Origin of the sequence: Ensifer sp. Root558 (genome assembly GCF_001427045.1) — a bacterium.
Classification (GTDB): domain Bacteria; phylum Pseudomonadota; class Alphaproteobacteria; order Rhizobiales; family Rhizobiaceae; genus Ensifer; species Ensifer adhaerens.
The window spans coordinates 83,189-102,438 of record NZ_LMGC01000006.1 but is presented as its reverse complement, the minus strand read 5'-3'; the positions used below and the strand labels follow the sequence as shown (position 1 = coordinate 102,438).

Genomic DNA, 19,250 nt, shown 5'->3' with positions numbered 1-19,250 from the left:
ATGTTGTAAAACTGACATTTGACTCGCTTAATGTCCGCAATCGTACATTTCAGTGAACTCTTCCGCTCATCAACATCATCGCCATGAAGGTCTTGTGACGGAGCGTGTTCGCATCGCGACATTGGAGCAAGATATGAGACAACGTGGACACCACCTCCGCGGGGTGCGGGCTTTTGCGCGCCTCACGCAACCGTTGCGCCTGGCGACGGCGATCCTTCTGTGCGGAACGAGCCTGACGCTCTCGGCGGCCGAGGCGCGCGCCGCCGACGACAGCATGAAGATCCTGACGCTCAACACCTGGCTGGACCGCTTCAAGGCCAACCCGAGCGTGATGTCGGACTTCTTCATAAAGGGAAACTACGACGTCCTGACCTTCCAGGAGTTTCGCGCCAACAGCACCTACGCCCGTGACATCCCGGGCATCCTGAAGAATGCGGGCCTTGGCACCTACGCGACGCGTCAGGACAGCGATACCGGCGTGTTCTCGCGTCTCCCCGGCACCTTCGGCGCCAGCACGCTCGGCGACATCGTGACCTATACGGTGGTCGACCCTACCGTCAGCAAGCCGCAGGTGGTCGTCGGCACCACGCACCTCAACTATTACGACCCGCCGACGACCCGCATCAACGAAGCCAAGGGCATCAACCAGTGGGCCAAGTCCGAGACGCGGCCCATCATCCTCACCGGTGATTTCAATGCCGGCGACGTCTCGGAGCGCGGCCTGCATTCTGTCAGCCAGCAGGAATTGCTGCTGAAAACCTACGTCAAGAACCCGACCAACAGCTTCTACATGAGCCTGCTGCGCGACTATGCAAAAGACCAGCAGAAGCTGGACGCCTATATCGCCGAGTGGAAGGGCAAGGGTGCTTCGGCGATCAACGCCTCGACGGTTCCCTCTGGCCTCTTTGCCGACGAGATGTATCCGGTTGCCGGCAACCTGCCGCAGACGATGAACATCCTGAAGAAGCAGTTCCAGATCTTGCAGCTTCCAAACGAGCGCGAGCAGTTCTCGCCGCATGGCTTGAACGACGGCAGTGTCACCTGGCCGTCGCACGGCGAAGACGCCACCAACACCTGGGCAAGCTGGCACCGGGTCAAGATCGATCACTTCCTGGCGTCGCGTCCCTTCGGCAAGTGGTGGACGCTCGCCGACGATCCGAAGGATCCCTATTCGGGCGTCATCACCGACGTCAGCTACGTGACCAATCCGGATGGATCGAAGACGCCGCTTTCGGACCACGAGCCGGTTGCGCACACGGTGCGCTGGGTCGGTCCGGTGCTGCAGAACTACACGGATCCGGCGACAGCGACGGCCAGGACCCGGATCGTCTGGGGCGATGAAGCATCGACCTTCGCCGAGAAGGGCAAGGTCTTCAACCTTAGCCGCAACAACATGCGCAACGACGTCTATCTCGGCCAGATCGCCGACGAGAACGGCCTGCCAATTCTGGCCGGTCTGACCGACCAGGAGAAGAAGACGCTGCTTGATTGCAAGAGCAGCGATCCGCGCTTCCAGCAGGCGATCCGCGACTATTGCATCGACGATCATTCGTTCATCGGCGAAACGCTGGTGACCGACGGAGGTACCGTTGTGGTCGAAGAGGACGCTGCGCTTGGCAGCGCTGCGGCCAAGCTGAGGCTCGATGGCGGGGCCCTCAGGATCGCCGGTCGCGACATGCATCAGATCGACCGCGATATCGTTCTCGAAGGTGCCGGTGGCGCGCTCGACGTGGCGGACGCCGCCAACGTGGTTGCCGTCAACAAGGCGATCAGCGGCAGCGGCGGTCTCACCAAGCTCGGCCCCGGCGCGCTCGTGCTTAACGGCCAGAACACCTATACCGGCGCGACCGCGGTCAAGTCCGGCCTGCTTTCGGTGCAAGGGTCGATCGCCTCGTCTTCAGGGCTCACCATCGAAAAGGACGGCGCCATCGGCGGCATCGGGACGTTCGGCAGCATCACGATTGCCGACGGCGGCGTGATTGCCCCCGGCAATTCGATCGGCACGCTCAACGTTGCCGGAGATATCAATTTTGCAGCGGGCTCGACCTATGAGGTCGAGGCCAACGACAAGGGCGAGAGCGACAAGATCGTCGCGTCAGGCAAGGCGACGCTCAACGGCGGCTCTGTCCTGGCGCTCGCAGCCAATGGCAGCTATGCGCCGCAGACCAACTACACGATCCTGACGGCGGCCGGCGGCGTGACCGGTACCTTTGCCGACGTCGCATCGAGCCTCGTCTTCCTCGATCCGACGCTCGGCTACGACGCCAACAACGTGACGCTGACACTCAGCCGCAACGACATCCGCTTCGCGGATGTCACGGAGACCGCCAACCAGCGGGCAACGGCGATCGCCGCTGAAAGCCTCGGCTTCTCCAATGCAGCCTATTCGGCGCTCACCAACCTCGACCGCGCGCAGGCGCGTTTTGCCTTCGACCAGCTCTCGGGTGAAATCCATGCCTCGACCAAGGGTATGCTGCTGCAGGACGGCCTGCTCCTGAACGCTGCAGCCACCAACCGCATCCGCGCGGCTTTCGGCGATGACAGCACCAAGGCGACGCCAGTGCTCGCCTATGGCGAAGGCAGCATCGAAAGCGTTGCGGCCGATACGGACCGCTTCGCCTTCTGGAGCCAGGCCTTCGGCATCTGGGGCGATACGGATGGCAACGGCAATGCGGCGGGCTTCCAGCGTAACGTCGGCGGCTTTCTCATGGGCGCCGATGGCCTCGTCGGCGACAACTGGCGCGCCGGTCTCTTCGGCGGCTACAGCCGCTCGTCCTTCGATGTGGTCGACCGTCATTCCTCCGGGGACAGCGACAACTACCACATCGGTGCCTATGCCGGGACCGGGCTTGGCGCGCTGTCGCTGACGGCGGGTGCGACCTACAGCTGGCATCGCATCGAAACGACGCGCAGCGTGTCCTTCGGCGGTTTCGACGACAGCCTGTCGGCGGCCTATGACGCCCGCACCGCCCAGATCTTCGGCGAGGCGAGCTATGCCGCGAGTGCCGGTCGCTTCGATTTCGAAGGCTTCGCCAATCTCGCCTATCTCAACCTCGACACGGACGGTTTCCGTGAAAAGGGCGGGGCAGCGGCGCTCTCCGGCCGCTCGAACAACAACGACACGACCTTCACGACGATTGGCGTGCGCACCTCGACCGACGTTTCTTTCGGCGAAACGGCGGCGGTTCTGAGCGGCACCGTCGGCTGGCGCCATGCCTTCGGCGATGTCGTGCCGACCTCCACGCTTGCCTTTGCCGGCGGCCAGGGCTTTACCGTCGGCGGTGCGCCGATTGCCCGGGATGCGGCACTCGTCGAAGCGGGCATCGACTTCAAGATCACTCCGGCCGCGACCTTCGGCGTCAACTACACCGGCCAGATCGCCTCAGGCGTTTCCGACCACGGCGTCAACGCCAAGCTGAAGGTGAGTTTCTGAGGCGGCAACACATCGCTCTGAACATCGAACGCCGCGCATGGTTTCCATGCGCGGCGTTTCTTGGGGTTGGTTGCGGCGGCCTTGTCGATCAGATCCAGACGGTCCTTCCTGCGCCATCGCAGCCAAGGGCGCGCAGGATGTTGAGGGGCACGTCGAGCATGGTCTCGCGACCCGCGGTCAGAAGGAACGAGGCGGTCTGCGGCTCGCGATAGGCAAGAATCTCGTCGCGCGAGGCGGCGGTGTAGATGCCGCGCAGGGCCCTGAGGCAACCGCTATGGGTGACGACGACATGGCGGCGGCCGCGGTCGAGCGTGTCGAGCCAGGCCTGAAGGCGCGCTGAAAGCGCAGTCCGGCTTTCGCCGCCCGGCATCGAATAGTCGAACGGGTCGGCGCTGTGCGCATCGTACTGATCGGCAAGATCGCGCTCGATCTCGTCATGGGCCAGCCCCTCCCAGGCGCCATAGGAGCGTTCGGCAAGGGCAGCCGCCTCGGCAAAACGATCGAAGGGGATCGACCAGGTGTCGGCGAGGATCGATGCGGTCTGGCGGGCGCGGCCGAGCGGGCTCACCCAGAAGGTCAGGTTCTTTTCCTCGTCGGCGATCCGTTCGGCAAGGCGCAGGCCGACGGCGAGTGCCTGGCGCACGCCGTTGGCGGTCAGCGGCGTGTCCTTGCGGCCCTGCAGGCGGCCGGCGACGTTCCATTGGGTTTCGCCGTGGCGGATGAGGATGAGGCTTGGAAGATCTCTTTTCATGCGGAACTCGGGTGTCAGCGATCTGGCGCTACTTGAAATGGGGAAGCTGGCGCCCGCCGGCGAGACCGGCGGACGCGCGTCGTATGCTCTAGTGGGCGAGCCATTGCGCCGACGACGGCTTGAGGCCGAGCGTCGTCGTCGCGCCGGGTTCGAGAAGCGCGTCGCCGGAATGGAACGGCGCGTCGATCAGCACCGTCGCCGCCCCAATCCTGACACCATAGCGCACGGTCGCGCCCAGGAACTCGCGATGCGCGATGATGCCCTCGAGCGCGACGGCGCCGGGCTCGAGGCTGCCAATCGTCGCATATTGCGGCCGGAAGACGAGCTTGGCGCCTGCGGGGACCTCGGTCCCCGCAGGGATCGGGATGGAGCCGCCGCCCACGACCTCGAAGCTTCTGGCAGCGCCGCTGCCGGCCACCTTGCCGTCGAGAATGTTGGCCGTGCCGAGGAAGTTGGCGACGAAGAGGTTGGCCGGCTTCTCGTAGAGCCCCATCGGCGTTCCCACCTGCTGGATGCTGCCCTCGTTGAAGACGGCGATCCGGTCGCAGACGGTGTTGGCCTCTTCCTGGTCGTGGGTGACGAAGATCGTCGTCAGCTGCAGCCGCTGCTGCAACTCGCGCAGTTCGCGCCTGACTTCGACACGCATCTTGGCGTCGAGGTTGGATAGCGGCTCGTCGAGCAACAACACCTTCGGTTCGATCGCGATGGTGCGGGCGAGCGCCACGCGCTGCTGCTGGCCGCCGGAAAGTTGCGACGGCCGGCGATCAGCGAGGTGCTTGAGGCCGACGAGGTCCAGCGCCGCCTTGACCCGACGGTCGACCTCGGCGCGTGCCAGGCGCCGTTCTTCAAGGCCGAAGGCGACATTGGCGGCGACCGTCATGTGCGGCCAGAGCGCGTAGGACTGGAAGACCATGCCGATGTCGCGCTTCCATGCGGGCATGTCGAGCACGTCCTGTCCGCCGATCACGACCTTGCCCTGACGGGCGTTGTTGAAGCCGGCGATCAGCCGCAAAAGCGTGGTCTTGCCGCAGCCGGACGGGCCGAGAAAGGCGAAGAATTCCCCCGGCTGTATTTCGAGATTGATGTTCTTCAGGACGTGCAGCGCGCCGTAGTAGAGATTGACGTCGCTGATGCTGATCGCCTTGGCGGGGCCGGCGGCGAGTGCGGCGCTGTTGATATTCGCTGTCATTGTTTCCTCCCGAATTATTTTGCCGTCCCGAGCGCCTTCTGGCGGCGCTCGATGACGTAGTGGGACAGGAGCGTGCAGAGCGCGACCATGATCACGGCGATGACGCCGAGGGCCGCACCCGGACCGCGACCGGCCGGCGATTGCATGAAGACGTAGAGCCCGTAGGCGATCGGCGCGTCCGAGTTGCTCTGGATCAGCATCAGCGTTGCCGAGAGCTCGACGGCGGCCGTCGAGAAGCTGGTGACGAAGCCGGCAAGCAGGCCGCCGGTCATCAGCGGCAAGACGATGCGGCGGATGGTCCGCTGCTTGGTCGCGCCGAGGTTTTCGGCGGCTTCTTCGAGCGATTCCGACACCTGTTGCAGGGCGGCGTAGCAGGCCCTCAGCGCATAAGGCAGGCGGCGGATGGCAAGCGCCAAAACCACCATGACCCAGAGCGTTGCAAGCGGTGTACCGTCGGGCAGCGTGATGCCGTAGAAGGTCCGGAGATAGCCGATGCCGAGCACGACGCCGGGGATGGCGAGCGCTGCGGTGGCCGCCCAATCGAGCCAGCGGCGGCCGACGACCTTGGTGCGCAGCACCAGATATGCGATGGCACCGCCGATGACGACGTCGATCAGGCCCGCAAGGCTGGCGTAGATCAGCGTGTTCTTGATGTAGAGCGAACTCTCGCCGAAAACCCGGCCGTAGTGCGCGACGGTGTAGGCATCGGGCAGCGGGCTGAACGACCAGACGGTTGCGAAAGACAGCAGCAGCAGGCCGATGTGTGGCGAGAGCACCAGGAGAAGGATCAGAGCGACGACGCCATAGGCGATGACGCTTTCGCCGCGGCTGAGCTTGCGCCTGGAAAGGCCGCCGCCGCCTCGCTGCACGGTCGAATAGTCCTTGCCGCGCATGGCGACCGCCGAAAGCCACATGGCGAAGATCGAGACCGCGATGAGGATGACCGAGATGACGTAGCCCATCGGGTCGGTGAGGCCGACGGAGGTGACGCGGAGATAGGCCTGCGGCGCCAGCATGTCCTTGACGTTGAGGAGCAGCGGTGTCGCCAGATCGTCGAAGACCTTGACGAAGACGAGCGACGCGCCGGCGAGATAGCCGGGCATGGCAAGCGGAAAGACGATGCGGCGGAAGAGGCGAAAGCCGGAGGAGCCGAGGTTCTGGGCAGCTTCCTCCATCGACCGGTCGATATTGCGCAGGCTGGTCGACAGGTTGATCAGGATGAAGGGGAAATAGTGCAGCGACTGCACGAAGATAACGCCGTTCAGCCCCTCCATGAAGGGGATGCGGATGCCGAACCAGTCGTTCAAGAGCAGGTTCACCGTGCCGTTGCGGCCGAAGAGAAGCTGCATCGCCACCGCGCCGACGAAGGGCGGCATGATCAGGGGCACGAAGCCGAGCGTCTGGATGATGAGCGAGCCGCGGAAGTCGAAGCGGGTCGTGAGCACCGCGAGCGGCAGCGCAATGGCGCTCGCCCAGACGACCGACATGCCGGACACATAGACCGAATTGAAGAAGGACCGGCGGAAGAGGTCGGTGTTGAAGAAGTCGATGAAGTTGACGATGGTCAGCGCACCGGTGCCCTTCTCGGTGAAGGCGGTGTAGATGACCGTGCCGGCGGGGATGACCAGGAAAATCGCCAGGAACAGGGCGATCACCGAGACCGCCAGGATCTGGCCTGGTTTGGCCACGGCGGGCCTGATGGGAACGGAAGCGACGAGCGCCATGGGGCAGACTCCGGAATGAGTTCGGCCAACCTGGCGCGCGCAAGGCGCGCCAGGGTCGGCGAAGCTATGATGTTTTGGGAGCATGACCGCCCGCCAGTTGGGCAGGCGGTCGCTGTCGCGCGTTAGTCGACGAGGTTCAGTGCTTCTTCAGCCTTGGCCTTGGCGGCGGCATATTTCTCCGTCGCGAACGCGGCCCACTTCTGCTCCAGTTCCGCCTGGCGTGCGGTCTTCTCTTCGCCGCCGGTAAAGGCGTCGCGCGTTTCTTTGCTGGCTGCCTCCTCCGCCGTGATCGGCATGGCGGCAGCCAGGGCCTTGGCTTCGTCAAGAAGCGCGCGGGCCGCCGGCTGTTCGTTGGCAGCGAGCGCCTTTTCGGCCGCATGGATCGCCTGGGTGGCGCCCTTCAGGTTTTCGAGCTGGAAGGAGATGAGCTGGTCGAACAGCGTGTCGACGACATCCGTGCGCTTCTTCGAAACGTCGCTGTCAAAGGTGATCATCGACTGGAAACGCGGATCCTTGAACGGGTTCGGGAAGCCTTCGGGCGCCTTCGCATAAAGCGCCGGGTTGATCGGCAGGCGACGGATCGCCGGCTCGAGCAGGACTTCCTGGCCCTTCTCCGACAGGATGTAGTTGACGAAGGCTTCAGCGCCGGCCTGGTTCGGGGCATTGGCGACAATGCCGATATTGGCCGGCACGACCGTCGTGACCGACGGATAGGCGAAGCTCACCGGGAAGCCGCTCGCCTGGGCCGAGAAGGCGAAGAAGTCGATGACGATGCCGATGCCGGTCTGGCCGGAGTTGACGGCGTCCGGAACGCCGAAGGAGCGCTCGGTCACCTGCTGCAGGTTGCCGCCGATGCCCTTGAGCGTGCCCCAGCCCTTGTCCCAGCCTTCGCCCTGCAGGATCGTCTCGATCGTCAGGTGCGTGGTGCCTGAGCGCGACGGGGCGGCGATGGCGACGTGGTCAAAGTATTCCGGCTTGGCGAGCTCGCCCCATTCGGTCGGCTTCGGCAGGTTGTTGGCTTCCAGGTAGCGGTCGTTCGACATGATGCCGTAGCCCGACGCGGCAAAGCCGAAATAGAAGCCGTCCGGATCGTTGACCGGATAGGAGCCGACTTTTTCGGGCAGGCCCGTCACCGACGGGGTGAACTTGGCCAGGAGTTCCTTGCTCTTCAGGCTGTCGAAGGCGTCAGGCGCCGACGCCCAGAACAGGTCGACCTGGTTGTTGACCTTGGTCTCGTCGATGTATTTCACGCCCGAGCTGGTGCTCTTGTTCTGGACGTCAAGGGTAAAGCCGGGATTGGCGGCTTCGAAGCCCGCCTTGAACGGATCGGTCACGTCCTTGGAGAACGAAGTGACGATCGTCACCTTGCCGCCGTCCTGGGCGTGGGCCGTCACGATAAAGGCAGCCGACATCAGCATCGCTGCTGCGATGGTTTTCAACATAGGTATCTCCTCCCAATAGACCGCCAGTGCTTGGCGGCTGTCCTATTGAGAGCAAGGCCCGTGCCAGATCGAAAAACCCCGCAAAACCAGCCAGTTTCACGTCGGGATGGGTAAGAAGGGTAACATCGGGGCGGGCGAGGCGGGGTCAAAAGGGTAACATTACCCCTCGTCGCCATCGCCCCGGGCGTCGATGTCGAACTTGCGCATCTTCAGATAGAGCGTCTTGCGGGAAATGCCGAGCGCATCGGCGGTCGCACCCACGCGGCCCTCATGTCTGGCGAGACTGTTGCTGATGATGGTCCGCTCCAGCCGGTCCATCTGCGCTTCCAGCGTCTCGCCGCCTGCGGTCGTGCCTTCGGTGTCCGGGCGCTCTTCGAGCCCGAGCACGAAGCGTTCCGCGACATTGCGCAGTTCACGCACGTTGCCGGGCCAGGGCCGGGCGTTGAGATCGGCCAGCAGATCGACGCCGACCGGCGGCGCAGTGCGCCCCTGGCGCTTTGCGGCAAGGCTGAGGAAGTGCTGGAACAGGAGGCCGACATCGCCCTTGCGGCGCGCGAGCGGCGGCAGTTCGACCCGGGCGATGTCGAGGCGGTAGGCGAGGTCTTCGCGGAATTCTCCCCGCCGCGCGGCATCGTGCAGGTCGGCTTTCGTTGCCGCCACCACACAGATGTTAACTGGCAGTTCGACGTTCGATCCGAGCCGTTCGATGACGCGCTCCTGCAGGACGCGTAGCAGCCGCACCTGGGCTGCGATCGGCATGGACTCGATCTCGTCGAGAAACAGCGTGCCGCCATCGGCATATTCGATCTTGCCGATGCGCTTTTCGCGCGCGCCGGTAAAGGCGCCGGCCTCATGGCCGAAAAGCTCGGATTCGAGCATGGTCTCGGGGATGGCGCCGCAGTTGACGGCGACGAAACGGCCCTTGCGGCCGCTGAAATCGTGCAGCGCCCTTGCGGTCACTTCCTTGCCGGTGCCGGTATCGCCGATGATCAGCACGTCGGCGGAGGCGGCAGCGATGCGCTGCAGCTTTTCGCGCAGCGCCACCATCGGCGCCGAATGGCCGATCAGCCGCGTCTCCCAGCCGTCCTTGTCGACGGAGAGGCGCAGCCGCCGATTTTCCAGCAGCAGGCGACGGTGATCGCGGGCCCGGCGCACGGTTTCGATCAGGTGAACCGGATCGGCTGGCTTCTCCAGGAAATCCCAGGCGCCTTCGCGCATCGCACGCAGCGCCATCGGGATATCGCCATGTCCGGACATCAGCACGATCGGGATATCGGGATCGACCTTGCGCACGGCGGCGACCAGGTCGAAGCCGTCATGATCGGGCATGCGCACATCCGAGACGATGACGGTGTCGCTGTCGGCGCGAAGGCCGGCGAGCGCCGCGACGACGGAACCGTGCGGGGAGACTGTGAAGTCCTCCAGTTCCAACACCTGGCAGCAGGCCTCAAGCACGCTGGCGTCGTCGTCTATCAGGATGATGTCCGCTTCCGGTCTCATTCCGGGCCTTTCAGGGATACGAGGAATCGTGTGCCGGCCGGGCCGGTGTCGAGGATCGTGATGTCGCCGCCAAAATCCTTGACGATGTTGTAGGAGATCGACAGGCCGAGACCGAGCCCCGAGCCTACCGGCTTGGTGGTGAAGAAGGGATCGAACACGGCTGGCAGGTTTTCCGCGGCGATGCCGTGCCCGGTATCGCCGACGATCAGCCGGGCGACGCCGCCGGTGACTTCAACGCTGACGCTCACGCGCCGAAGTGGCTGGCCAGCGACGGCGTCGAGCGCGTTGCCGACGAGATTGACGGCGACTTGCTCGAGCCGGACCGGTTCGGCCATGACCATTGCCGAACTGTCCTGCGGCAACGAAAGATCGAGGGCGACGTTCTCCTCCTCGAAACGGTGTTCGAGCAGGCTGAGGGCGTCCCGCACCGCCGCGGTGAGATCGACCGGCCGCAGCTGCGCGTCCGGCCGCCGGGCAAAGCGGCGGATATGGCTGATCTGGTCTGCCATGCGTCCCGTCAGCCCCTTCATCTTGTCGAGGTTGTTGACGGCCTGCTCGCCCTTGCCGCGGCCGATTAGAGTGGCGGCGCTGTGAATATGGGCGCGAAGGGCGGCTAGAGGCTGATTGAGTTCGTGGCCGATGCCGGCCGCCATCTGGCCGAGGGCCGCAAGCTTTGCCGACTGGATCAGCTCGTCGCGGGTCTGGCGAAAGAGGGTGAGCGCACGCGAGAGGTCGCCGAGTTCGTCGGCCTCGGGCGGCGGGATCGCCGTGGAGTGCCGGCCCCCGCTGATCGCGCCGGCGGCCGTCGCCAGCAGGCGGATACGGGCAATGAGGTTGCGGTGGACGTAGAAATAGCCGATCGCGCTTGCGACGAGCACCGAGAGAATGGCGATCGCGACCAGCAGGCTTCGCCCGGTCTCGATTGCCGCAGCCGCGCGCCGGGCGGCGTCCCCGGCGCTTGCCTCGATCGCGATCACTTCCGTTTCGATCTTGCGGCCAAGCTCCTCGACGAGCCGGCCGTTTTCGCCGGCAAGTTCGGCAAGTGTGCTGGCCTGCAGCATTTCCGAGCGCTTGCGATTGGGTATGCCCGTCGAGGCGTTGGACTGGTCGAGAATGCGCCCGGCAAGCTGCCGAACGGTGATGCTGTCGGGCCAGCTGTCGAGCGAGCGGATGCGGCTTGCCAGTTCGTCGGCGCTGTCGCCGAGAAAGGCGTTGGTCTCCTGCATTTCCTCTTCGGTCGTGGCGTTGACCAGCCGACCGATCAGGCCTGTCGCAAGGTTCGCCTGGGAGACGACGGTCAGCAGCGCTTCGCTCTTGTGCTGTTCGGCGAGTGCGGCCGCACCCTGACCCTTGCGGGTCTCCGCTTCGATGTTGAAGCGGATGTCGTCGACCAACGGATCGGCTTCTTCCAGAAGATCGGCCTGGACCCAGCGCAACTCGTCGATGTCCGACCGCATCGCCTCGCGCAGCGTGAAGCGCTTGCCCGCGGCAAGGTCGATCTTTTTCAGATTGGTGCCGATGGCCTCGGCGAGCGGCAGCAGCGCCGCCGTGCTCGACTGCGCCGTGTTTTCTTCGAGCAGGGCGCGAAGGGTCTGGAGGCGCGTCGCGTAGACGGCGCGGATCTCGTTGTACTCGGCGCGGCTTTCGGCGCCGGCAAGTACCGACGTCACGGAGCCGATGTCGGCCCCGGCCTTGGAGAGTCGCGACGCGAAGGCGAGCTGCGGCATCTGCTCATCCGCCATGCGCGACAGTTCGCCCGACAGCCGCTCGTAGGAAAGCCAACCGACCAGGCAGGCGCCGACAGCGAGCCCGACGATCGCGACAAAGGCCAGCACGAGGCGGGCGCCGATGCCGAAGCGCCAGCGCGGCTGCTGTGCGGTCGTTTCGAGAACCGCCATCGTCACTGCCGCCACGGATGGAGATTGACGGGACCGCCAGATCGCGCCGCCGAGGACAGCAGCTGCTCCGCCTCGTTGAGGTTCTGTTCGATCAGTGCGCGCAGGCGGCTCGCGAGTTCTGCGTGGGCAGGGGAGCGGGCGACGCCGCGGGGCCATTCGCCTTGCAGGGCCTCAGCAACATTGGCGACTTCGCTTGCCGAAAGCGGAGGCTGACCCAACAGCCGCCGCGCCCGAGCCAGCATGCTCAGCCGTTGCGCATCTTCGATGTTCATCGCCTCCAGATCCGCAGCCCTCTTCCACAGGCGGGCAAGGGTTGCCCGGCGGCGCACGATATAGTCGTCGAAAATCAGATTGACGAGGCCATATCTGCGCGCCGACAGGGCGGCGTCGAAGCCGCCGGATTTCAGCAGGCGCTCGCCGTCTTCCTGCGGCAGCAGGCCGCTGTTGAGCGCCGGATTGACGGGAATACGGGCGATTGCCGGCGACAGCAGGAGTTTCTGGCCAGCCTCCGAAAGCACGAAATCGACGAAGCGTTCGGCTCCCGGCACGTTGCGCGCCCGGGACAGAATGCCGATGCTTGCCGGCACGAACACGGTGTCGGGCGGCAGGACGAAGACATTACCGGCGCCGGCGAAATCCGGCGAGGTGGCGAGGAAATCGATGGTGATGCCGATGCTGAAGCGCCGCTGCGCCACGCCGGAAGCAACCCCGAAGCTGCGGGCGGTAACCGTTGAGAGATTGCCGCCGAGCTGCGACAGCATCGCCCAACCTTTCTCCCAGCCGTAGGTTTGCAGCAAGGCTTCGACGATCAGGTGCGTCGTGCCCGAGCGGGAAGGCGTGGTGATGCCGATCTGGCCGGAATAGACGGGGTTCAGCAGATCCTGCCAGTCCTCCGGCACGGGCAGTTTGCTCCGGGCGAGATGGGCGGGATTGTAGACGAAGCCGTAGCCCGACAGCGCGAAGCCCAGATAGTAGCCCTGTGGGTCGTTCACGGGATAACCGAAGACATGATCCGGTGCGCCGGTGTTGCGTGGCGCGATCGGGCGCAGGCTTCCGTTGCGTTTCAAGAGCTCGAAGGCATCGGCCGCCGAGGCCCAGAAGATGTCGGCCGGCACGTCCGCCTTCTCAATGACGAAGCGGCTGGCGCTCGCCGTGTTGCGCTGCACGATCGTCACCCGCATGTCGGCATTGGCGCGTTCGAAAGCGGCGCGAAAGGGCTCGAAGAAGGAGGGCGGGTAGGAGGTGACCACCACGAGTTCCTGCTTCTCGACAGCACGCGCGGGCCCCGCAAACGCCATGAAGCCAAGGATGATCAGCGGCAGCAGGGCCGCGACGATATCGAACCGGAACCTTGTCAATTCACTCCCACCGCGCATCGCCGTCCGGTCATTGCCGGTGCCGGTTGTCGCGGACCCTCCCCAAGATGCCGCCGTTTCGTGCATGCACGGTCGGCGATCGCGGCGTACTCTGCTACGAAGAGCTCACCGCCGTAAACCCCGGGAGGCATGTCGGAGACTGTTGCAAACAGGTCGCAGCCGCGACGATTGGCGCCATGGCAAGATTTCTGCACTTGGCGGTTGCGCGCGATTCGCCTATAGGTCGTCTTCCGGCAACCAATCAGGGAGGTTTCAAAAGATGCCAGCTTTTTCTTTCTCCCTACGGGGCGGCGTGCAGTCTTGAACTGGGCCGGGAAGGGCATTTTCGCCTTTTCGTCTTTTCCAGGTCGGATTTCGTTTCGCTGACCTTGGCCCTTCCTCTCCGGAGGATTCGGTCACTCCAATGATGCCGCATCGGAAGCTGGGTTCCTTTTAACGGCATATTCCATTCTGATCTTGTTTGAGGCCGATGCGTCGCGCATCGGGCGATTGTTATGGCTTTTACTCGTATTGACCTGCGCGGCGGTGCGTTCCGCAGCGTTCTTGGATTCACCTGGTCTCACTGGAAAGCGCAGCCGCTGCGCATCAGCGTCATTCTCGGCATGGTTCTCTTGTCGACGCTCGCTGACGTCCTGACGCCGCTCTATTCGGGCCGGCTCGTCGATGCCGTCGTTTCCGGTGTGGCGACCGATCAGCTTGCCTGGGATGCGGCGCTTGCCGCCTTCTGGATGCTGATGGCGCTGTCGCTCGGCGCGATCATTCTCAGGCACCTCACCTTCCTGGGGGTCACCGATCTGACCCTCAAGATGATGACCGACATCGCGTCGGCTGCCTTCTACCGCATCCAGCGCTTCTCGACCGACTGGCATGCCAACAGCTTTGCCGGATCGACGGTTCGCAAGGTGACCCGCGGCATGTGGGCGCTCGATCTCTTGAACGACACCTTGCTCGTCGCCCTGTTTCCGTCCGTCGTGATGCTGGTCGGATCGACAATCCTGATGTCGTTCTACTGGCCGATGATGGGCGTCATCATCGGGATCGGGTCGATCGTCTTCATCCTGATGACGATCGTGCTGTCGCTTGGTTACGTCGCGCCGATGGCAAGCCTTGCCAACCGGTGGGACACCAAGCTCGGCGGGGCGCTCGCCGATGCCGTGAGCTGCAACATCGTCGTCAAGGGTTTTGGCGGCGAAAGCCGCGAGGACGCACGCCTTGCCAAGGTGCTCGCCAAATGGCGTGACCGTACGCGCCGCACCTGGATCCGCGGCACGACCAACGGCACGTCGCAGGGCGCCATGCTGCTCATCCTGCGCGCGGCGGTGATCGGCTTTGCGCTGTTCCTCTGGTCGAAAGGCCAGGCGACGGCCGGCGACATCACCTTCGTGCTTACCTCGTTCTTCATCCTGCAGGGTTATCTGCGTGAAGTCGGGCAGCACATCCGCAACCTGCAGCGCTCGATCAACGACATGGAAGAGCTTGTCGACATCCATGGCCAGTCGCTCGGCATCGACGACAAGGCGGATGCCAAGCCGATCCGCATCACCGACGGCCGCATCGAGTTCAAGGATGTGACGTTCCACTACGGTGCGCACCGCAAGCCGCTCTACGACCGCTTCTCGGTGACGATCCGGGAGGGCGAACGCGTCGGTCTTGTCGGGCACTCAGGTTCGGGCAAGACGACCTTCGTCAAGCTGATCCAGCGTCTGCATGACCTGAAGGCCGGCGAGATCCGGATCGATGGTCAGGACATCGCATCGGTGACGCAGACGTCGCTGCGCCAGCAGATCGCGATCGTCCAGCAGGAGCCGATCCTGTTCCATCGCTCTCTGTCGGAGAACATCGCCTATGCGCGGCCGGACGCCACGCAGAGCGAGATCGAGAAGGCGGCAAGGCTTGCGAGCGCCCACGACTTCATCACGGCTCTGCCGAAAGGCTACGGCACGCTGGTGGGCGAACGCGGGGTCAAGCTCTCGGGCGGCGAGCGCCAGCGCATCGCCATTGCCCGCGCGTTCCTCGCGGACGCGCCGATCCTGATCCTCGACGAGGCGACATCGAGCCTCGATTCGGAATCGGAAGTGCTGATCCAGCAGGCGATGGAGCGGCTGATGCTTGGGCGCACGACGCTCGTCATCGCGCACCGGCTCTCCACGGTGCGGGCGCTCGACCGGCTGCTGGTCTTCGACCACGGCCGGATTGCCGAGGAGGGCACGCACGACGCGCTGATCCGCCTCGACGGTGGCATCTACCGCGGTCTCTTCGAGCGCCAGGCGCTGGAGCTGACCAAGGGGTTGGTGCTGAACGACCAGTAAGGCTTTGACGCCACCTGAAACCATCGCCGCGCCTGCCAAAGGCGCGGCGATCTTTTATGCTGGCCGGTTAAGCCAACGATCGAGCCCGCGAGCCGCCGCACGCCCTGTGGCAAAGCAGGCGGTCAGCAGATAGCCCCCGGTCGGCGCTTCCCAATCGATCATTTCGCCGGCGACGAAGGTGCCGGGCAGCGCTCTTAACATGTATTCGTGATCGATCGCGGACCAGGCGATGCCGCCGGCGGAGGAGATGGCCTCGGCGATCGGGCGTGGGCGGATGAGCGGGATTGGCAACGCCTTGATCAAGACCGCAAGTTCTGGAGGCGGCAAGCGCGCGGCATCAGGCGAAACCTCACGCAGCAGCGCCGCTTTCACCCCTTCGAGCCCGGCCCCCTTGCGCAAGCGGTTGGAAAAGCTGGTCTTGGTGTCGAAGCGGCCAAGGTCTTTTGCCAATTTCCCGACGGTACGTCCCGGGGTGAGGTCGACCACCAGGTCGGCCGGTTCCCCGCCGGACAGTCGATCCCGAAGCGCGCTCGTGTGCGCATAGACGAGACTGCCTTCGATGCCGGTCCTGCTGACGACGAATTCGCCCGGGACGGTGCCGGCTTCCGACGTTGCGGTGACGCCCTTCAGCGCGGCGCCGGCGAAGCGATCGCGGAAGGTCTCGCTCCAGTCGACGTCGAAGCCGCAATTGGCGGGCTGGAATTTGGCGACAGACACGCCCCTCTGTTCCAGCCAGGAAACCCAGGCGGCATCCGACCCGAGACGCGGATAGCTGGCGCCGCCGAGCGCGAGCAGAGTCGCATCTGCGCTGACAAGCGTCTTGCCGTCCGGGGTATCGAACGCGGGTGCTTTGCCTTCAAACCCAGTCCAGTGGTGCCGCGTCAGGATGCGAACGCCTCGGCTTTCCAGCGACTTGAGCCAGGCGCGCAGCAGCGGCGACGCCTTCATTACCTCCGGGAAGACACGGCCCGAGGAGCCGACGAAGGTCCTGGTTCCGAGGTCTGCCGCCCATTGCCTGATGTCATCGGGCGTGAAGGCGTCCAGCGCCGCACGCAATCGCGGCGAGGCATTACCGAAGCGCTCCGCAAAGGCCGTATAGGGCTCCGAATGGGTGATGTTCAGGCCCGACTTGCCGGCCAGCAGAAATTTGCGCGCGACCGTCGGCATGCTGTCATAGACGGTGACCGCGTGGCCGCGCTCGGACAGCACCTCGGCGGCCATCAAGCCGCTCGGTCCGCCGCCAATGACGGCGATGTTCTTTTGTCCCATGCGCTTTGCCCGGTCACAGATTTCGCTTCGGCGCACTCTTGGCCCGGCGGCGCGTGGCACGCAACCCCCGTCAGATGCCGCTATCGGCGATGGGCGCCGTTGAGCTTCTTCTCCAGCCACAGGCTGTAGCGCGAACCGGAAAAGCAGATGGCGAAATAGACCAATGCCGCGAAGATATAGGCCTCGCTGTAAAAGCCGAGCCAGGCGGGATCGGTGGCCGAGGTCTTGGCGGCATTGAGCAGATCGTAGATGCCGATGACCGCAAGCAGCGAGGTGTTGAGCACGATGCCGATCGACAGATTGACGATGGCCGGGATGACAGCTCGCAGCGCCTGCGGCAGCACCACCAGCCGGAGCATCTGGATCCGGCTGAGGCCAAGCGACAGCGCCGCCTCCTTCTGACCCGCCGGGATCACCTGCAATCCGGCGCGGATGATCTCGGCGAGGTAGGCCGAGAAGAACAGGGTGACGCCGATCTGTGCCCGAAGCAGCTTGTCGATGGCCGCGCCGCTCGGTAGCGCCATCGGCACGATCAGCATGGCGACATAGAGCACGGCGATCATCGGCACACCGCGCAGCACTTCGATGAAGGCAATGGCCAAGGAGCGCACGAGCCCCATGTCCGACTGGCGGGAAAGCGCCAGCAGCAGCGCGATCGGAAAGGCGAAGGCAAGGCCGGCGATCGAGACTGTGAGCGTGATCGGCAGCCCGCCCCAATGATTGGTCGAGACCGGTTCCAAGCCCGACGTCCCCGCCATCAGCAGCCAGATGCCGACGAGCGCCAGCAACCAGACCGGCACCAGGCGGAAGCTCCAGAAACGGGGAATGGCGGAGATGGTCAGGAGCGCAGCAATGAGGGCGATCACCAGCGCCGGGCGCCATTGCAGCGGCGGCGGGAAGAAGGCGAAGAGCATGAAACGAAACTTGGCGCCGACAAACGCCCAGCAGGCGCCCGCCGTTTCCGTGGCGCAATCGGCCGCGGTGCCGGTCCAAACGGCATCGATGACGGCCCAGCGGACAAAGGGAAGTGCAATCCAGAGGATTGCGGCGAGCGTCGCCAGCGTGACGAGGCCATTGGCCCAACCGTTGAAGAGGCCTTCACGCCAGCGGTGCCAGTCGGGCGCGACCGGCGGCGCAAGTTCGATCTGGCTCATCGTTTTCCTTCTCCGCGCAGAACGACGCGCCGGTTGTAGAGGTTCATGAGGGCCGAAACCGCAAGACTGATCGTCAGGTAGACGGCGCCGATGATGATGATCGCTTCTAGAGCCTGACCGGTGGTGTTGGCCGTCGTGTTGGCGACGCTGACGAGATCGGGGTAACCAATTGCGACCGCGAGGCTCGAATTCTTGGTCAGATCGAGAAAGCTCGAAATCATCAGCGGCGTGATCACCCGAAGCGCCTGCGGCAGTACGACGAGGCGCATGATCTGCGCGGGCTTCAGCCCGAGTGCGCGAGCGGCTTCCCATTGACCCGATGCCACCGACTGGATGCCGCTGCGCACGATCTCGGAAATCGAAGCGGAGGCATTGACGACGAGGCCGATCAGCAGCGCGGCGAATTCCGGGGTCAGCGATAGGCCGCCGCGAATGTTGAAGCCGCCCTTGGCAGGCACTTCGACCGATGCGCTGAAGCCGAGGGATACGAGAGCGAAATAGAAGATTGCCAACGCGCCGAGTACGGTGCCGGCGGTTTTCGGCAGATAGAACGTCGCGCCCGCCAGCAGGCGCCTGGAAATGACGAGTGCCGCGAAGACGGTCAGGAGCACCGCGGGCAGCCATACGGAGGCCGGCAGACCGTCGACCGAAAGCGAGGGCAGAAAGACGCCGCGATTGCTGAGGTAGACGCTGCCCAGAAACGTATAGGCGCCGCGCGGCGGCGGAAGCGCGCGGATGATCGCACTCCACAGGAACAGTTGCAGCAACAAAGGCGTGTTGCGCAGAAGCTCGACATAGCCATGGGCGAAGGTCGCTAGCAGCAGATTGCCGGACAGCCTGAAGATGCCGAGTGCGACACCGAGCACGGTTGCAAGCAGACATCCGACGAGCGCGACCTTGACGGTATTGGCGATGCCGGCGGCAAGCGCCCGGGCGTAGCTGTCGCCGGCCGCGTAAGGAAGAACGCTTTCGCCGATCTCGAAATTGGCCTGATGGGAGAGGAAGGCAAAGCCCGGCGTCAGTCCCATGCGGTGCATGCTCTCGGCGGTGTTCTGGCCGAGAAAGGCAAAGAGCAGCAGCACGCCGACAAAGAGCAGGCCTTGCTGCAAAGGCAGCGGCCCGATCCAGGACATGAGGCGCGAGACGGGTCCGGGCCCCGAAGGGCCCGGTTGGAGTTGGCGTGTCATGGGAAGGACCATGAACCG

General features: G+C 64.6%; 12 protein-coding genes. 2 read left to right on the top strand and 10 right to left on the bottom strand.

The genetic code is table 11. The features are described 5' to 3' along the window. The first annotated feature begins 133 nt into the window (after nt 1-133). Nucleotides 134-3,433 carry an autotransporter domain-containing protein gene (locus ASD63_RS09845; RefSeq protein WP_082572833.1) on the top strand — a complete coding sequence of 1,100 codons (3,300 nt, stop codon included), beginning with the start codon at nt 134-136 and terminating at the stop codon, nt 3,431-3,433. 88 nt (nt 3,434-3,521) lie between these two features. Here ASD63_RS09845 and ASD63_RS09840 read toward each other — a convergent pair whose 3' ends face one another. The 7 genes from ASD63_RS09840 to ASD63_RS09810 form a co-directional block, all read right to left on the bottom strand. Continuing rightward, a complete protein-coding gene (locus tag ASD63_RS09840) occupies nt 3,522-4,184 on the bottom strand; it encodes a histidine phosphatase family protein (RefSeq protein ID WP_060529145.1) in 663 nt (220 codons plus the stop codon). A gap of 88 nt (nt 4,185-4,272) precedes the next feature. Then, entirely contained in the window at nt 4,273-5,373 is a 1,101-nt protein-coding gene (locus tag ASD63_RS09835; RefSeq protein WP_060529144.1) for an ABC transporter ATP-binding protein, read from the bottom strand. Nucleotides 5,374-5,387: 14 nt separating this feature from the next. Beyond that, entirely contained in the window at nt 5,388-7,097 is a 1,710-nt protein-coding gene (locus ASD63_RS09830; RefSeq protein ID WP_034790204.1) for an iron ABC transporter permease, read from the bottom strand. Between the two features lie 122 nt (nt 7,098-7,219). Continuing rightward, nucleotides 7,220-8,539 carry an extracellular solute-binding protein gene (locus tag ASD63_RS09825; RefSeq protein WP_060529143.1) on the bottom strand — a complete coding sequence of 440 codons (1,320 nt, stop codon included), beginning with the start codon at nt 8,537-8,539 and terminating at the stop codon, nt 7,220-7,222. Between the two features lie 159 nt (nt 8,540-8,698). Continuing rightward, nucleotides 8,699-10,039, bottom strand: a complete 1,341-nt coding sequence (locus ASD63_RS09820; RefSeq protein WP_060529142.1) for a sigma-54 dependent transcriptional regulator — start codon at nt 10,037-10,039, stop codon at nt 8,699-8,701. Next, nucleotides 10,036-11,937 carry an ATP-binding protein gene (locus tag ASD63_RS09815; protein WP_060529141.1) on the bottom strand — a complete coding sequence of 634 codons (1,902 nt, stop codon included), beginning with the start codon at nt 11,935-11,937 and terminating at the stop codon, nt 10,036-10,038. Before ASD63_RS09815 ends, ASD63_RS09820 begins: the two co-directional genes overlap by 4 nt. A 2-nt stretch (nt 11,938-11,939) precedes the next feature. Beyond that, nucleotides 11,940-13,295: an extracellular solute-binding protein gene (locus ASD63_RS09810; protein WP_060529140.1), complete on the bottom strand. Its 1,356-nt coding sequence runs from the start codon at nt 13,293-13,295 to the stop codon at nt 11,940-11,942. Between the two features lie 512 nt (nt 13,296-13,807). Between ASD63_RS09810 and ASD63_RS09805 the strand changes: the two genes are divergently transcribed. Beyond that, the gene (locus ASD63_RS09805; RefSeq protein WP_060519951.1) at nt 13,808-15,622 is read left to right on the top strand and encodes an ABC transporter ATP-binding protein; all 1,815 of its coding nucleotides are present in this window, start codon (nt 13,808-13,810) and stop codon (nt 15,620-15,622) included. A gap of 54 nt (nt 15,623-15,676) precedes the next feature. Here the strand turns inward: ASD63_RS09805 and ASD63_RS09800 are convergent, their stop codons facing one another. The 3 genes from ASD63_RS09800 to ASD63_RS09790 form a co-directional block, all read right to left on the bottom strand. After that, nucleotides 15,677-16,891, bottom strand: coding sequence for a TIGR03862 family flavoprotein (locus tag ASD63_RS09800; protein ID WP_060529139.1), 1,215 nt, complete (start codon nt 16,889-16,891; stop codon nt 15,677-15,679). Nucleotides 16,892-16,971: 80 nt separating this feature from the next. Beyond that, nucleotides 16,972-18,045, bottom strand: coding sequence for an amino acid ABC transporter permease (locus tag ASD63_RS09795; protein WP_060529138.1), 1,074 nt, complete (start codon nt 18,043-18,045; stop codon nt 16,972-16,974). Further along, on the bottom strand, nt 18,042-19,178 hold the full coding sequence (locus ASD63_RS09790; protein WP_244497223.1) for an ABC transporter permease subunit: 1,137 nt from the start codon (nt 19,176-19,178) through the stop codon (nt 18,042-18,044). Before ASD63_RS09790 ends, ASD63_RS09795 begins: the two co-directional genes overlap by 4 nt. Nucleotides 19,179-19,250: the final 72 nt, after the last annotated feature.

Coding starts and splice junctions, on each gene's coding strand:
- ASD63_RS09845 (WP_082572833.1), top strand. CDS start 134: ATGAGACAACGTGGACACCACCTCCGCGGGGTGCGGGCTTTTGCGCGC.
- ASD63_RS09840 (WP_060529145.1), bottom strand. CDS start 4,184: ATGAAAAGAGATCTTCCAAGCCTCATCCTCATCCGCCACGGCGAAACC.
- ASD63_RS09835 (WP_060529144.1), bottom strand. CDS start 5,373: ATGACAGCGAATATCAACAGCGCCGCACTCGCCGCCGGCCCCGCCAAG.
- ASD63_RS09830 (WP_034790204.1), bottom strand. CDS start 7,097: ATGGCGCTCGTCGCTTCCGTTCCCATCAGGCCCGCCGTGGCCAAACCA.
- ASD63_RS09825 (WP_060529143.1), bottom strand. CDS start 8,539: ATGTTGAAAACCATCGCAGCAGCGATGCTGATGTCGGCTGCCTTTATC.
- ASD63_RS09820 (WP_060529142.1), bottom strand. CDS start 10,039: ATGAGACCGGAAGCGGACATCATCCTGATAGACGACGACGCCAGCGTG.
- ASD63_RS09815 (WP_060529141.1), bottom strand. CDS start 11,937: ATGGCGGTTCTCGAAACGACCGCACAGCAGCCGCGCTGGCGCTTCGGC.
- ASD63_RS09805 (WP_060519951.1), top strand. CDS start 13,808: ATGGCTTTTACTCGTATTGACCTGCGCGGCGGTGCGTTCCGCAGCGTT.
- ASD63_RS09800 (WP_060529139.1), bottom strand. CDS start 16,891: ATGGGACAAAAGAACATCGCCGTCATTGGCGGCGGACCGAGCGGCTTG.
- ASD63_RS09795 (WP_060529138.1), bottom strand. CDS start 18,045: ATGAGCCAGATCGAACTTGCGCCGCCGGTCGCGCCCGACTGGCACCGC.
- ASD63_RS09790 (WP_244497223.1), bottom strand. CDS start 19,178: ATGTCCTGGATCGGGCCGCTGCCTTTGCAGCAAGGCCTGCTCTTTGTC.